The following is a 15783-nucleotide window of genomic DNA, read 5'->3' on the forward strand; positions in this document are numbered from 1 at the left end:
TACTCCTTTAATTTTTTTCATAATGTTTCTATCATATTTTAGCATAGAATGCTTCTATTTTCATAGTTTTATAAGTCGAAAGAACATTCGTCTAGCAATTTTTCTAACAATTGATTGGGAGTTGAAAGAGGAGTGCTCGTTAGAGATTGTATGGTTTCTTCATACTTGAAATAAATTGTATTCCAATTTCTTTGTTTAGCACCAAAAATATCGTTTTTCAAATCATCGCCAATCATCCAAAATTTTGATGGAGAAATATTAGGAAATAATCTTTCAACATTTATAAAAGCTTCTGGTTCTGGTTTTTTAACCCCAGTATCTTCAGAAATGAAAATATTTGTTGAGGTAAACCATTTATATAAGTTTAGTGAATGAATTTTCTTTAATTGGTGGTCTGTTGGTCCATTGGTTAGAAGTACTAAACTGGCTCTTGATGATAGGTAATCAAAAAATGAAAACCAATCTTTATCTAATTGGATATGATCCATCATAAACTGGTATTGTTTCTTAAACGTCATCGTTTCTTGTAAGGAAGAGGGCAACCCTAAAGCTGTTAATGTATTTTGAACACGTGAGAAATGGTTTTCTTCTAATGAAATTTTTCCCTTTGAGAATAATTCAAAAGCTTCATCACTTTTCTCTTGATAAACTTTATATGAACTTTCGTCAAATGAATGGTTAGGGTAGATTTCTTTTAAGGTATCCAAAAAAACTTTCTTTTTAGAATATAAAGTATCATCTAAATCAAACACCAAAATGGGTTTCTTATTCTCCAATGACAACGGCTCCTTTAGGAATATACATTGGCTGTGATTGGTTGATATGGTCATAGAACATAACACCATTTAAATGATCAATTTCATGTTGAACTACGATGGCTTCATAATCAGTTAAAGTACGAACAAATTCATCACCGTTGATATCTTGATATTTAACCGTAATCCGTTCTGGGCGAAGTACTATACCTGGAACTTCACGATTAACAGATAAGCATCCTTCTCCGTCTTTTAAACAAGCTTTTTTAACGGATTCTCTCATTATTCGAGGATTAATCCAGACTTCATCTAAAATCGCTTCTTCTTCCTCAAATCCAGGAACGAGTAAGGCAATCATTTGAATGGTTTTCCCGAGTTGAGGAGCTGCTAAACCAACTCCTGCGCGTAATGCGTATTTTTCAGCAATCTCTGGGTTTTGGCTGTTATGTAAAAATTCAAGCATCTCTTTAGCTAATTCTTGATGCTCAGGTGAAAGAGGAAAGGTAAGTTTTTCTGCACGTTTTCTTAGAGCAGGATGTCCCTCTAGCACGATATCCTTCATAGTAATCATGGCATGACTCCTTTATTTGTTTCATAAATCTGTCTATAAGTATAACATTTTTCCCTTTATAAACCAATGTATTCAGTAGGTTATATTTTTTTTAATCTTGAAAATAGAATACTATAAAAGAACTGCAACATCTGTTACAATAGAAAGGAAATACATGAAAAGGAATGGATGCCATGGTTTTTTGGAAGAAACAATCAAAGAAAGAAGATGCAACGGAAATAATTTCTTTAGATTCTAATAATATCCCAAAACACATTGCCGTTATTATGGATGGAAATGGGCGTTGGGCGAAAAAACGTAATCTTCCTAGAATAGCAGGACATAAAGAGGGAATGAGCACTGTTAAGAGAATTGCTATTGCTGCTGATGAATTGGGCGTGAAAGCAATGACTTTATATGCTTTTAGTACTGAGAATTGGAAAAGACCAACTGAAGAAGTCAGTTTTTTAATGAAATTACCGGGTGATTTTTTTGGAACATTCATGCCAGAGCTCCAAGAGAGAAATATGAAGATTCAATTAATTGGGTTTATTGATGAATTACCTGAAGCAACAAAAAGCATTGTTTTAAAAGCTGTAGAAGACACCAAAAATAATACTGGAATGGTTTTAACATTTGCTTTGAATTATGGTTCGCGTGCTGAAATTATTGAGGCAACGAAGGCAATATCTACGCTTGTAAAACAAGGCGAATTGGAAATCGAAAATATTGATGAGGCTATTTTTGAATCGCATTTACAAACTCAATTTTTAGGAGAATTACAAAACCCTGACTTAATGATACGTACGAGCGGAGAAGTTAGATTGAGTAATTTTTTACTATGGCAATTAGCTTATAGTGAATACTATTTTACGGATATCTTTTGGCCTGATTTCTCTGAAGAAGATTTGCATAAAGCTATTCAAACATATCAGAGTAGACATCGACGTTATGGAGGACTTGCTTAGATGGGGAAAAGAGTTATTACTGCTTTAATCGCTTTGGGAATCTTTCTTCCGTTATTATATGAAGGTGGAATAGGCCTTCGAACACTATTTCTTTTATTATCTACCGTTGGGATTTATGAATTTTTCCAAATGAAAAAAATGAACATATTTTCTGTTGAAGGTGTATTAACAATATTAGCCACATTGTCATTTTTATTTTCACAAAGACCATTGGTAGCTTTACCTAGAGGAATAGATTATTTCTTCATTTATTTCCTTATAGTCATGCTATTAATGACATTAACAGTATATAAAAGTGATCGATTCTCATTTGAAGATGCTGCTTTTTGTTCACTCATTTCTCTTTACGTTGGTGGAGGTTTTTCAGGAATTTTATTTGTCAGAAGCATTAGTTTCGGGATGGCAATATTTGTATTCCTAATTATTTGGGGGACAGACTCCTTTGCTTATATTTTTGGTCGAAGATTTGGAAAACATAAATTGGCACCCGAGATCAGTCCAAATAAAACAATTGAAGGTTCTATTGGAGGGGTGATTGGGTCTCTAGGATTAGGATTACTAGTTGTACCATTTTATAATCCTGTTAATTTCTCCGTTTTAGAATTTGTTTTTTTAATGGTTAGCTTATCAGTTTTTGGACAATTAGGAGATTTAGTAGAATCTGCATATAAGAGACAGTTTAATGTTAAGGATTCTGGGAAACTATTTCCTGGACATGGTGGAGTTTTAGATCGATTTGATTCTACATTTTTTGCAATGTTTATGTTCCAAATTATTTATAAATTCCTTGGGAATAATTAAGAGAGGTGAAAGATTTGCAAGCAATTATTGCATTCTTATTTGTTTTTAGTGTCATTGTTATAATTCATGAATTTGGTCACTATTATTTTGCTAAGAAAGCTGGTATTTTAGTTAGAGAATTTGCAATCGGAATGGGGCCAAAAATTTTTCAGGTACGTAAAGGTGAAACGGTTTATACATTAAGATTATTGCCAATTGGTGGTTATGTTAGAATGGCAGGCCATGATGAGGATGAACAAGAAATTAAACCTGGAATGATGATTACTATTGAATTGGATAAAGAAAATATTGTTCAAAAATTAAACTTTGATGAACATTTAATCATAGAAAATTCAGTCCCTTTCCAAATAGAAGAAGCTGATTTGCATCGTTCAATGACCTTAAGTGGCTACTTTGTCAATTCAGAAGAAAAAGTAAATTTAATGGTTTCTAAGCAAGCGACAATCATTGAGAGTGATGGTACGGAGGTTGTTGTCGCTCCGATTGAACGTCAATTTAACTCTGCCAGTTTGTGGAATCGAATTAAAACAAATGCTGCTGGGCCAATGAATAATTTTATTTTATCCATCATCATTTTTATTATCGTAGGATTTATGCAAGGTGGAGTGCCTTCAAATGATCCAGTAGTAGGCCAAGTTAGTGATCAATCAGCTGCTCAAGAAGCGGGACTTCAAACATCGGATAAAATTATTTCGATTGACGGAGTAGATATTCACTCATGGGACGATATGACTTCAATTGTTCGTTCAAGCGCAGATAAGACTCTTTCAGTGACGATTCAAAGAAATGGTGATACAAAAAATGTTAGTATCACTCCAAAATCAGTTGAAGGGCAAAACGGAAGTAAAATAGGTCAACTAGGTGTGTCTAGAACTTTAGATAATAGTATTTTATCGATTCTTGGATATGGATTTTCACAAACAATCAGTGTAATTGTGTTGGTGTTGTCTGCATTAGGATCAATTTTTACTAAAGGTTTTAATTTAAATCAACTTGGTGGACCAGTGGCTATTTACAGTTTGACCTCACAGGTTGCTAAGAATGGTTTAATAGATTTACTTTCATTCATGGGAATGATTAGTGCGAATCTTGGAGTAATGAATCTTTTACCAATTCCTGCATTAGATGGAGGAAAACTTGTTTTAAACTTTATCGAAGGAATAAGAAAGAAACCATTAGACCCTGAAAAAGAGGGCTATTTAACGATTGCTGGAGCTATCTTCCTTTTTGCATTAATGCTTCTTGTAACTTGGAATGATATTATGAAATTATTTAACTAACCTAAGAGTGTTTCTACATCCGTAGAACACTCTTCTTATGTAATAAAAGAGGAGGAAACAATGAGTCAATCACATAAGGATTTAATGAAAAAAGTAATTGAACAATTTGATATTGTTGATGTTAATGTTTTCTCACCGGATTTTGATGACGCTAAGTTATTACGAATTGACATTTCAAAATCAAATCAAAATTGGATTTTTCATATTCAAAATCCAAATATATTTCTCTTTGAAAAATTTCAATTGTTTACTGAATTATTGAGCAGAAATTACGAGCGCTTTGGTGGGGCAAAAACAATCATAACAACTGAAGAAAACGTGATTGTAAATGAAACTTTAATTCAGGATTACTGGGCTTATATACTTGATGCTATTAAGGATGAATCATCCGTTTCTCATCAAATATTGTTAGGACAAACACCGAAGTTCGTAAATAATCAAATTCAAATTCATTGTCCGAATGAATTAACGAAAACGCACTTAGTAAAAAATTGTATTCCAAAGATTCAGCAAGCGTATATAGAAGTTGGGTTTCCAAAATTAGGAATTCACATCCAATTAGATGATGAAATGCATGAAAAAATGACGGAGCTTTTTGAGCAAAAGGAACAACAAATACAGGATGATTTTAATGAAGCTCAAAAGAACGCTCAAATGATGTCAAGTTCCACTCAAAAGAACAAACCTATGTCTACTAACTCCAAGCAAGAGGGAGTCATTTATGGAAAAATCATCAAATCTAATTCTGAAACAAGAGCCATTGCTGATATTTTTGAAGAAGAACGAAATGTAGTTATTGAAGGTAAAATTTTTGATATTGAACTTCGCAGAGGGAAAGCAAAAGGAAAGCTCTTCGGAAATATTAAACTAACAGATTACACTTCATCAATCAGCGCAACCTTATTCCCTTCGACACCTGAAGATGAAGCAGCATTAGAAGGATTAAAAAAAGGTACCTGGGTAAAGGCATTTGGTAGTATAGAAGTTAATAAATATTCTCAAGAACTCGGTATGATTATTCGTGATATGAATTTAGTTAAGCACGAAGGAAGAAAGGATACTTTTGAAGGAGAAAAACGGGTTGAATTGCATATGCATACGAATATGTCTGTAATGGATGCAACGAATTCTCCAAGTGATTTAATAACCCAAGCTGCTAAATGGGGGCATAAGGCGATTGCGATTACGGATCATGCGAATTTACAAGCTTATCCTGAAGCTCACGGTGCTGGAAAGAAGAACGGAATTAAGATTCTTTATGGTTTAGAAGGAAATATTGTTGATGACCGTGTGAATGTAGCATACAATCCTCAGCATATTTTATTAGAAGATGCGACTTATGTAGTCTTTGACGTTGAAACAACGGGACTTTCTGCAATTTATGATAGTATTATCGAATTAGCAGCCGTCAAAATGAAGAATGGAGTAGTGATTGATAAGTTCGAAGAATTTATTGATCCTGGTCATCCACTATCCGCAACGACGATTCAACTAACGGGGATTACCGATGATATGGTCAGAGGTTCTAAATCAGTTGAACAAGTGTTAAAAGAATTCCATGAATTTTCTAAAGATTGTATCTTAGTTGCGCATAATGCTAGCTTTGATATGGGATTTTTAAATACAGGCTATGAGAATGTTGGAATTGAGCGAACTGAACAACCAGTTATCGATACTTTAGAATTATCTCGTATGCTTCATCCACAATTGAAATCGCACCGTTTAAATACACTTGCAAAACGCTATAATGTTGCATTGGAACAACACCACCGTGCCGTATATGATTCTGAAACAACGGGTTATTTATGTCATATTTTCCTGAAAGAGGCAGCAAACGACCATCAACTTTTATATCATGATGAATTAAATACAAATATTCATCCAGAAGAAGTATTTAAGAATGGCCGTCCTTTCCATGCAACAATTTTTGCAAAAGATCAAGCTGGATTAAAAGAATTATTCAAGGTAGTTTCTCAATCCAATATTCAGTATTATTACCGAGTTCCTCGTATTTTAAGAAGCATGCTTTCTAGTCGAAGAGATTCATTTTTGCTAGGTTCGGGATGTGCTGAAGGTGAAGTTTTTGAAGCGATGATGCAAAAAGGGTATAACGAAGCGAAAGAAAAAGCGAAGTTTTATGATTACATCGAGATTATGCCAAAAGCTATTTATCGTCCTCTTATAAAAAAAGAATTAATTCGAAATGAACACCACTTAGAAGAAATTATCCAAAACTTAGTGAGATTAGGGGATGAACTTGGAAAACCAGTTGTGGCAACTGGGAATGTTCATTATTTAAATCCTGAAGATAAGATTTATAGAGAAATACTGTTAACTTCAGTCAACAATGGAGTTCCACAAGAGTATCCTGATGCTCATTTAAGAACAACAGATGAAATGTTGAAAGAATTCGCATTTCTTGGAGAAGAAAAAGCTTATGAGGTAGTCGTTACAAATTCTAATTGGGTTAGCGAACAATTAGAGGAAATTACACCTGTAAAGGATGATTTATATACTCCAAAAATTGAAGGAGCAGAGGATGAGATAACTAAACTAAGTTATGATAAAGCCCATGAATGGTATGGAAACCCTCTTCCTAAAATTGTGGATGATCGTATTAAAAAAGAGCTAAAGAGTATTATTGGAAATGGTTTTTCGGTAATTTATTTAATTGCTCAAAAACTTGTATTAAAGAGTAATCAAGACGGTTATTTAGTCGGTTCACGTGGATCGGTAGGTTCATCCTTAGTAGCTACTTTAACTGGAATTACCGAAGTGAATCCGTTAGCACCTCACTATAGATGTCCACAGTGCCAATTATCAGAATTCTTTGATGATGGATCAGTTGGGTCTGGTTTTGACTTACCTGAAAAAAACTGTCCAAGATGTAATACGAGGATGGTGAAAGATGGACACGACATTCCGTTTGAAACCTTCCTAGGATTCTACGGAGATAAAGTTCCCGATATTGATTTAAACTTTAGTGGGGAATATCAGCCACAAGCCCATAACTATACAAAAGTATTATTCGGGGAAGATTACGTATATCGTGCAGGAACTATTAGTACCGTTGCTGATAAGACCGCATTTGGGTATGTGAAAGGATACGAAAGAGATTTAGGATTAGAGTTCAGACAAGCTGAAATTGAAAGACTTGCTAATGGTTGTACTGGCGTGAAAAGAAGTACAGGCCAACATCCTGGAGGGATTATTGTTATTCCGGATTACATGGATGTGTACGACTTTACACCAATTCAATATCCAGCTGATGATTTAAGTGCTGAATGGAGAACAACACACTTTGACTTCCACTCGATTCACGATAATGTATTAAAACTAGATATTCTTGGACACGATGATCCAACCGTGATTCGTATGTTGCAAGACTTATCAGGAATGGATCCAAAATCAATTCCACCAGATGATCCAGAAGTAATGAAAATTTTCGGTGGTACTGAAGTTTTAGGTGTTACACCCGAACAAATTGACTCGAATACAGGAACTCTTGGGATTCCAGAATTTGGTACAAAATTCGTTCGAGGGATGCTTGAACAGACAAAACCAAACACTTTTACGGAGCTCCTTCAAATCTCTGGTCTATCCCATGGTACGGACGTGTATCTTGGAAATGCCGAAGAATTAATTCGACTTCATAATATTCCACTTTCTGAAGTTATTGGATGTCGTGACGATATTATGGTGTACTTAATCCATAAAGGCGTTGAAGAAGGTGTAGCTTTCAAAATTATGGAAGGTGTTCGTAAAGGAAAAGGGATTCCTGATGACTTCCAGGCTATCATGAGAGAAAATAATGTACCTGAATGGTATATTCAATCTTGTTTAAAAATTAAGTATATGTTCCCGAAAGCCCATGCCGCGGCCTACGTTTTAATGGCATTACGTGTAGCTTGGTTTAAGGTTCATAAACCATTGTTATACTATTGCGCTTATTTCTCAGTGCGTGCACAAGATTTTGATATCGTTGCAATGTCTCAAGGAAAAGAGATGATTAAGAAACGAATTAAAGAAATTAGGGAAAAAGGAATGGAAGCTAGTGCGAAGGAACAAAACTTGTTAACGGTTCTTGAACTTGCTAACGAGATGGTAGAACGTGGATTCCACTTTAAGATGGTGGATGTTGATAAGTCTGAGGCAAGTAATTTTGTGATAGAAGGCGACTCTTTGATTGCTCCATTTAGAGCAATTCAAGGATTAGGACTGAACGTTGCGAATAAAATCGTTGAGGCTAGACAAGAACAACCTTTCTTATCTAAGAAAGATTTAGCTACTCGAGGTAAAGTTTCTAAGACTTTAATTGATTATATGACAGAAAATAAAGTCTTAGACCATCTGCCGGATGAAAACCAATTATCCTTATTTGATGATTTGTTCTAATATCAGAATAGTTGCGACATTCGCAAATAATATGATATACTGAAACAGTAGAATAGTAGTTGAGAGGAGAGTGAGCGGAAACGCTCACTCTTTTTATCGACATGGACTCGATTAATAAGGAGGTTGAGGCTATGAGTAAAGTAACTGAGACGGTAACAGAGCTTACTAGAGATGTGATCCAAAAAGAAGGCTTTGAGTTATTCGACTTAGAATTTGTTAAAGAAGGAAAAAATTGGTTTCTACGTTTTTACTTGGATAAACCAGGTGGAATCGATTTAGACGATTGTGCATTTATGAGTGAAAAATTTAGTGAGATTCTTGACGCTCAAAATCCAGATCCAATTCCACAGGCGTACTTCCTAGAAGTTTCTTCACCTGGTGCAGAACGCCCATTAAGAAACGAGGAAGAATTAAAAGCAGCCATTGGTTCATACGTACATTTATCGTTTTATCAAAATATTGAAGGTGAGAAATTCCTTGAAGGAACACTTCTTTCCGTTGACGAAGAAACCGTTACATTGAACGTACAAATCAAAACAAGAACAAAAGAATTTACCATTGAACGAAAAAACATTGCGAAAGCTCGTCTTGCAATCAAATTCTAAGAAGTAAAGGAGTAAACAAATGAGTAAAGAAATGCTTAGAGCATTAACAGTTCTCGAAGAAGAAAAAGGAATTTCTAAAGATGTCGTGATTACAGCTTTAGAAGCAGCATTAGTATCTGCATACAAGAAAAATTATGGACAAGCACAAAATGTAGAAGTTGAGTTTGATCAAAAGAAAGGAAATATGCACGTTTATGCTGTAAAAGAAGTAGTTGAATATGTATTCGATTCAACACTAGAAGTTAGTCTTGAGGAAGCGCACGAAAAGCATAAAGCCTATGAAGTTGGAGATAAGATTCGTTTTGAAGTAACTCCAAAAGACTTCGGACGTATTGCTGCTCAAACAGCGAAGCAAGTCATTATGCAACGTCTTCGTGATGCTGAACGTACAAACATTTACAATGAATTTATTCAATACGAAAATGAAATCATGACGGGTGTTGTAGATCGTCAAGATTTCCGTTATGTCTATGTAAACCTTGGACGTATCGTTGCTGGAATGGCCAAACAAGACCAAATCCCAACAGAAGAGTACTTACCAGATCAACGAATCAAAGTATTAGTTTCTAAGGTAGATAACACTACTAAAGGGCCACAAATTTTTGTAAGTCGTACGCATCCAGATTTATTAAAACGTCTATTTGAACAAGAAGTTCCTGAAATTTATGATGGTGTAGTAGAAATTGTATCTATTGCACGTGAAGCAGGAGATCGTGCTAAAGTTGCAGTCCGTACTAACGATGCTAACTTAGATCCAGTCGGCACATGCGTAGGGCCACGTGGGCAACGAGTTCATAACATTGTTGAAGAATTAAATGGTGAAAATATGGATATTGTTGAATGGAATGAAGATCCAGCAATCTATATTAAAAATGCTTTAAATCCAGCTCAAGTGCTGAAAGTTGAATTTAATTCGGATAATAACGGTTGTATCGTCGTGGTTCCAGACCACCAACTTTCTTTAGCAATCGGAAAACGCGGGCAAAATGCGCGCCTAGCAGCAAAATTAACAGGATACCGTATTGATATTAAATCTGAAACTGCTTATGAAGAGTATTTAGAAAACTTAGCAAATCCAGTCGTTGAAGAAACAGAAGAAGCTTCTTCTGAAGAAGAATAAAATACAGGAGGTGCACGATGAAAAAGAAAAAGATTCCGATGCGCCGTTGTATCGCTTCTGGTGAAATGATGCCGAAGAAAGAGTTGGTACGTATTGTTCGTAACGCTGAAGCTGTTGCACAAATCGACCCAACTGGTAAAGTAAACGGCCGTGGCGCTTATATTACTCTTGAACCTACATTAGTAGAGAAAGCTTGGAAAAACCGTCTATTTGAAAAACAATTAGAAATTGAAATTCCAGATGCTTTTTATGAAGAACTTCTCGCTTATGTAGAACATCAAAAAGCAAGAAAAGAGTTGTTTAGTGATGGAAGAGCTCGTTAAACAAAGAGCTTTGAATTTACTTGGAATGGCAACAGCTGCTCGTAAACTCATTAGTGGTGAAGAGCAAGTCATCCAAAGTATTCAAAGACAAAAAGGTAATTTAGTGATTTGTACCAAAGATTGTAGTGCAAACACGGTTAAAAAAATCAAAAACAAATGTGAATATTATGAAATTCCTTTTGTTCAGCAATTTGAAACGGATGAATTGTCTCTAGCGATTGGCAAAAGACGTTCTATCGTTTTAATTGATGATCGAGGGTTTACAAAGAGTCTACTGAAGATGAAGGGATTTAACGATATGAACGAATAGGAAGGTGAGACTATGTCGAAAACTCGCGTATATGAATTAGCGAAAGAATTGAATGTGGCTAGTAAAGAAATTATTGAAAAAGCAAAAGAAGTAGGTATTTCATATAATAGCCATATGTCTACAATGGAAGAATCTGAAATCTCAAAAATTAAAGGAGCTTGGAATTCTAAGCCGGCTACTAAACCAGCAGCAAAGGCTCCAAAGCAAGAAGTAAATTCTGCTCCAAAACAAGAAGTGAAAAAAGCTGAGCCTAAAAAAGAAGCTCCTAAGCAAGAATTCACGAAGAGAGAAGATCGCGCTCCAAAACAAGGACATCACAAACAAAATCAAGAACGAAACCATTCTCATAACCAAAGACGTCATGACCAAAATGATAAGAGAAATCAGGAACGTCCAAATCAAAAGCAACAAAATGCGAATGGAAACCGTCCTTCATTTAAGAAAGAACCAGCACGTACTGAAGCTCGTTCAAACCAACAAGGACAAGTAGAACGTCCACGTAACAACCAAAAACAAAACAATAACAACGATCGTTTTGAATCACCAAGAAACAATCGTAATAACGATAGAAGAAACCAACAACGTTATAACGATTTTAACAATGATGGTTTCAGTAAGAAAAACCGTAACCAAAAAGGTAAAAAAGGAAACCGTCGTGAAGAACAAAAAGCTAAACCAGCTGTTCCAGCACGTAAATTCCATGAATTACCAGATGTGTTAGTGTATACAGACGGTATGACAGTTGCTGAATTAGCGAAGAAAATCAAACGTGAACCAGCAGAAATTATCAAAAAGTTATTCTTATTAGGCGTAATGGCAACATTAAACCAAGGTCTTTCTAAAGACGCGATTGAATTATTAGCGGCAGACTACGGTATGGATGCTGAAGAAAAAATCGAAAAAGATATTTCTGATTTAGATGTATACTTTGAAGAAGCAGCTGCGGAGAACGCAGAAAGCACAGTACGTCCTCCTGTTGTAACAATCATGGGACACGTTGACCACGGTAAAACAACATTGCTTGACCAACTACGTAACTCTTCAGTTGTTGAAGGTGAAGCAGGTGGTATCACGCAACATATCGGTGCGTACCAAATCAAAATTGATGGAAAACCGATTACGTTCTTAGATACTCCAGGTCACGCGGCTTTCACAACAATGCGTGCGCGTGGTGCGGACATCACGGATATTACAGTTATCGTAGTAGCAGCCGATGACGGTGTAATGCCACAAACAATCGAAGCAATTAACCATGCAAAAGCTGCTGATGTTCCAATCATCGTGGCAGTGAATAAAATCGATAAACCTGCTGCAAACCCTGGACGCGTCATGCAAGAACTTTCAGATTTAGGACTTGTTCCTGAAGCATGGGGTGGGGACACAATTTTCGTTGAAATTTCAGCGAAATTCAACCAAAACATCGAAGAATTACTAGAAATGATTCTATTAGTTGCTGAAGTTCAAGAATTGAAAGCAAATCCTAACCGTTTAGCATTAGGTACAGTTATCGAAGCTCGTTTAGATAAAACAAAAGGACCTATCGCAACATTATTAGTTCAAGAAGGAACTCTTAAAGTTGGAGATCCAATCGTTGTAGGGAACACATTCGGACGTGTCCGTGTAATGGTGAATGACCAAGGCCGTCGTGTGAAAACTGCTTTGCCTGCGACTCCAGTTGAGATTACTGGTCTTAACGCTTCACCTCAAGCTGGTGATCGCTTCGTTGTATTTGAAGATGAAAAGACTGCTCGTGCAGCCGGCGAAGAACGTGCTAAACGTGCCTTAATCGAGCAACGTAACGCTTCAAGCCGTATTACTTTAGACAACTTATTCTCCACATTAAAAGAAGGAGAATTGAAAGAAGTTAACGTTATTATCAAAGCTGACGTACAAGGTTCAGTTGAAGCATTAGCGTCAAGCTTACAAAAGATTGAAGTTGAAGGCGTTCGTGTGAAGATTATCCATACTGCTGTAGGGGCAATTAACGAGAGCGATATTACTCTTGCAACAGCAAGTAACGCGATTATCATCGGATTTAACGTGAGACCTACGCCACAAGCGAAAATACAAGCGGAATCTGATCAAGTAGATATTCGCTTACACCGCATCATTTATAATGTAATAGATGAAATTGAAACAGCGATGAAAGGTATGTTAGATCCAGAGTTTGAAGAAAAAATTACTGGTCAAGCAATCGTTCGTGAAACATACACTGTTTCAAAACTTGGAACAATTGCTGGTTCATATGTATTAGAAGGTGTTGTTAAACGCTCAAGCTCAGTTCGTTTAATCCGTGATAACATTGTTATTTACGAAGGAGAATTAGCAAGCTTAAAACGATTCAAAGATGACGCTAAAGAAGTTAAACTTGGATTCGAGTGCGGTATCATGATTGACGGCTACAACGACATCAAGGTAGATGATATCATTGAAGCGTACGAAATGGTCGAGATTAAAAGAAAATAGTGCGAGAAAATTCGTTATGAATCGAACCGTTGGACCGGAACACCGTAAGCGACTAGGATAGTCGAGCGGATGTTTCGGGAAACGCACGTCGATTCAGAATTTTCAAGCCGTTATTCAAATAGTGCGAGACCGACTGCTCAGCTTTGGAACACTGGAGTTAAGGAGAGGAAAATCGAGAAGATTTTACGAAGCTTACCGAAGTGGACGCCAAAGCTAGGAGGTCAAGCCGTTATTCAAATAGTGCGAGACCGACTGCTCAGCTTTGGAACACTGGAGTTAAGGAGAGGAAAATCGAGAATATTTTACGAAGCTTAACGAAGTGGACGACAAAGCTAGGAGGTCAAGCCGTTATAAAAAATAGTGCGAGAAAATTCGATATGAATTGACTGCAAATACTAAATTAATATTATGATTTAAGTAGAACGAAGAGGGACTGATTGCAGTGCCTCTTTCGTTGGAAAGGAGACAAAATGGCAAACTTTAGAGTTGGACGTGTGTCACAAGAAATTTTACGTGAAGTAAATGATATCTTATCTAAAAAGGTTCGTGATCCACGTGTACAAGAAATTACAATTACTGAAGTTGAAGTAACTGGTGACCTTCAAATTGCTACCATTTACTACACAACACTTCATAAATTAGCAAGTGAGCGTCAAGCGACAGAACGTGGCTTAGAAAAATCAAAAGGCCTAATCCGTCGTGAATTAGGTAAACGTCTATCATTGTACAAAACTCCAGAATTAATTTTTAAACGCGATGAATCAGTTGATTACGGAAATCATATTGATGAGCTTTTAAAATCTATTCAAGAACAAGACGAACAAAGATAATATTTTTGAAGGCAAAAGAACATTAAACAGAAACAACTCTTTTGCCTTTTTAGTAAAAAATTACCATATATGGTAATTTTCGTGTGTATTAAAAAAGCCAGAAGAGGTGTTTTATGATTGATGCAAATAATACATGGGTATTGTGGTCTATTATCGTTGGGATTGCGACTATTAGTATCTTTTTAGAAAATCGATATAAATGGGCTGCAAAAATCAGCGGAGCGATTATCGGTCTATTAATGGCAGCAACATTAAGTAATTTAGGCGTTATTCCTACAGATTCACCTGTATATGATCAAGTTTGGGGAGTCGTTGTTCCATTAGCAATTCCGATGCTTTTATTCCAATGTGATTTAAAACAGATTTGGAAAGAAAGCGGAAGATTATTAGCTATCTTCTTAATCAGTTCTGTTGGGACTGTACTTGGGGCAGTATTAGGTTATTTAGCCTTGTCTAAAGCTATCCCTGTACTAAACCATATCGCTGGAATGATGGTCGGAAGTTATATTGGTGGAGGAGTTAACTTTGTAGCTGTTTCATCCGCTTTTGAAATTCCAAAAGAACTCATTTCAGCTGCAACAGTGGCGGATAACTTGTTAATGGTATTCTACTTCTTAATTTTACTGATGATTCCTTCTATTGGATTCTTCAAGAAACATTTCAAATTTGCGTATACTGAAGGTGTGAAAGAGGAAGAAGAAAAAGCTTATGGAAAAGATACTGTGATTACGGTTCAAGATGTAGCTTTTGTTTTTGCAATTTCTGTTATTATCGTAACTATTAGCTTTACATTATCTGAAATTATTTCAGGTCTAGGTGATAACAGTCTTATTCAATTAGTTTCGAATAAATATTTAATTCTAACAACATTAACAGTAGCTTGCTCAACGATTTTTGCAAAATACTTCAAGAAGATTAGTGGGGCAAACGAAATTGGAACATTCTTGATTTACTTATTCTTTGTAGTCATCGGAATTCCAGCTTCAATCGGAGCAATCATTGAAAAATCTCCATTATTACTTGTGTTCTGTGCAATCATGGTTTTTGTGAACATGGCAGTGACTTTTGCTGGTGCAAAAATCTTCGGTTTCACAGTAGAAGAAGCGATTCTTGCTTCAAATGCGAATATTGGTGGACCAACAACAGCTGCAGCGATGGCTATTTCTAAAGGATGGCATCGATTCGTAGCCCCTACAATGCTTGTAGGAACATTAGGTTACATCATCGGTACTTATGTAGGTATCTTTATCGGACAATTATTGAACTAACAAAAAAGCAACTAATTCTGAAAGCCAGAGTTAGTTGCTTTATTTTTTAGGCTCTTTGTCAAATAGTGTTGATGAAGAAATTTAGGAAGGGATTAAGCAACTAATTGTTGCT

At 35.8% G+C, this 15783-nt stretch carries 13 protein-coding genes; 11 read left to right on the plus strand and 2 right to left on the minus strand.

Annotation, left to right across the window (positions count from 1 at the left end):
- Positions 1-68 precede the first annotated feature (68 nt).
- Positions 69-776, minus strand: coding sequence for an HAD family hydrolase (locus tag HMPREF3103_RS02820; protein ID WP_070437141.1), 708 nt, complete (start codon positions 774-776; stop codon positions 69-71).
- Entirely contained in the window at positions 766-1326 is a 561-nt protein-coding gene (def, locus tag HMPREF3103_RS02825; protein ID WP_070437142.1) for a peptide deformylase, read from the minus strand. Before def ends, HMPREF3103_RS02820 begins: the two co-directional genes overlap by 11 nt.
- Positions 1327-1490: 164 nt before the next feature.
- Here def and HMPREF3103_RS02830 point away from each other — a divergent pair, with 164 nt between their 5' ends.
- The 11 genes from HMPREF3103_RS02830 to HMPREF3103_RS02885 all read left to right on the plus strand — a co-directional run bounded on the left by HMPREF3103_RS02830 (position 1491) and on the right by HMPREF3103_RS02885 (position 15671).
- Complete coding sequence (locus HMPREF3103_RS02830) at positions 1491-2273, plus strand: isoprenyl transferase (protein WP_070437143.1); 783 nt, start codon at positions 1491-1493, stop codon at positions 2271-2273.
- Positions 2274-3074: a phosphatidate cytidylyltransferase gene (locus tag HMPREF3103_RS02835; RefSeq protein ID WP_070437144.1), complete on the plus strand. Its 801-nt coding sequence runs from the start codon at positions 2274-2276 to the stop codon at positions 3072-3074.
- Positions 3075-3088: 14 nt separating this feature from the next.
- Positions 3089-4354: an RIP metalloprotease RseP gene (gene rseP / locus HMPREF3103_RS02840; RefSeq protein ID WP_070437145.1), complete on the plus strand. Its 1266-nt coding sequence runs from the start codon at positions 3089-3091 to the stop codon at positions 4352-4354.
- Positions 4355-4414: 60 nt separating this feature from the next.
- Complete coding sequence (locus tag HMPREF3103_RS02845) at positions 4415-8749, plus strand: PolC-type DNA polymerase III (protein ID WP_070437146.1); 4335 nt, start codon at positions 4415-4417, stop codon at positions 8747-8749.
- Positions 8750-8880: 131 nt separating this feature from the next.
- Complete coding sequence (gene rimP / locus HMPREF3103_RS02850; protein ID WP_039848786.1) at positions 8881-9354, plus strand: ribosome maturation factor RimP; 474 nt, start codon at positions 8881-8883, stop codon at positions 9352-9354.
- 19 nt (positions 9355-9373) lie between these two features.
- A complete protein-coding gene (gene nusA / locus HMPREF3103_RS02855) occupies positions 9374-10474 on the plus strand; it encodes a transcription termination factor NusA (protein ID WP_005605559.1) in 1101 nt (366 codons plus the stop codon).
- A 17-nt stretch (positions 10475-10491) separates the two neighbouring features.
- Positions 10492-10797 (plus strand): RNase P modulator RnpM, encoded by a 306-nt coding sequence (gene rnpM, locus HMPREF3103_RS02860; protein ID WP_005605557.1) that lies wholly within the window; start codon positions 10492-10494, stop codon positions 10795-10797.
- Positions 10781-11107 (plus strand): L7Ae/L30e/S12e/Gadd45 family ribosomal protein, encoded by a 327-nt coding sequence (locus HMPREF3103_RS02865; RefSeq protein WP_005605555.1) that lies wholly within the window; start codon positions 10781-10783, stop codon positions 11105-11107. The genes rnpM and HMPREF3103_RS02865 overlap by 17 nt, the downstream gene beginning before the upstream one ends.
- A gap of 12 nt (positions 11108-11119) precedes the next feature.
- Positions 11120-13573 (plus strand): translation initiation factor IF-2, encoded by a 2454-nt coding sequence (infB, locus tag HMPREF3103_RS02870; protein ID WP_070437147.1) that lies wholly within the window; start codon positions 11120-11122, stop codon positions 13571-13573.
- Positions 13574-14043: 470 nt separating this feature from the next.
- Positions 14044-14403 (plus strand): 30S ribosome-binding factor RbfA, encoded by a 360-nt coding sequence (gene rbfA / locus HMPREF3103_RS02880; protein ID WP_005605552.1) that lies wholly within the window; start codon positions 14044-14046, stop codon positions 14401-14403.
- Between the two features lie 113 nt (positions 14404-14516).
- On the plus strand, positions 14517-15671 hold the full coding sequence (locus HMPREF3103_RS02885) for a DUF819 family protein (RefSeq protein WP_049555493.1): 1155 nt from the start codon (positions 14517-14519) through the stop codon (positions 15669-15671).
- Positions 15672-15783: the final 112 nt, after the last annotated feature.

Origin of the sequence: Granulicatella sp. HMSC30F09, assembly GCF_001806915.1 — a bacterium.
Taxonomy (GTDB): domain Bacteria; phylum Bacillota; class Bacilli; order Lactobacillales; family Aerococcaceae; genus Granulicatella; species Granulicatella adiacens.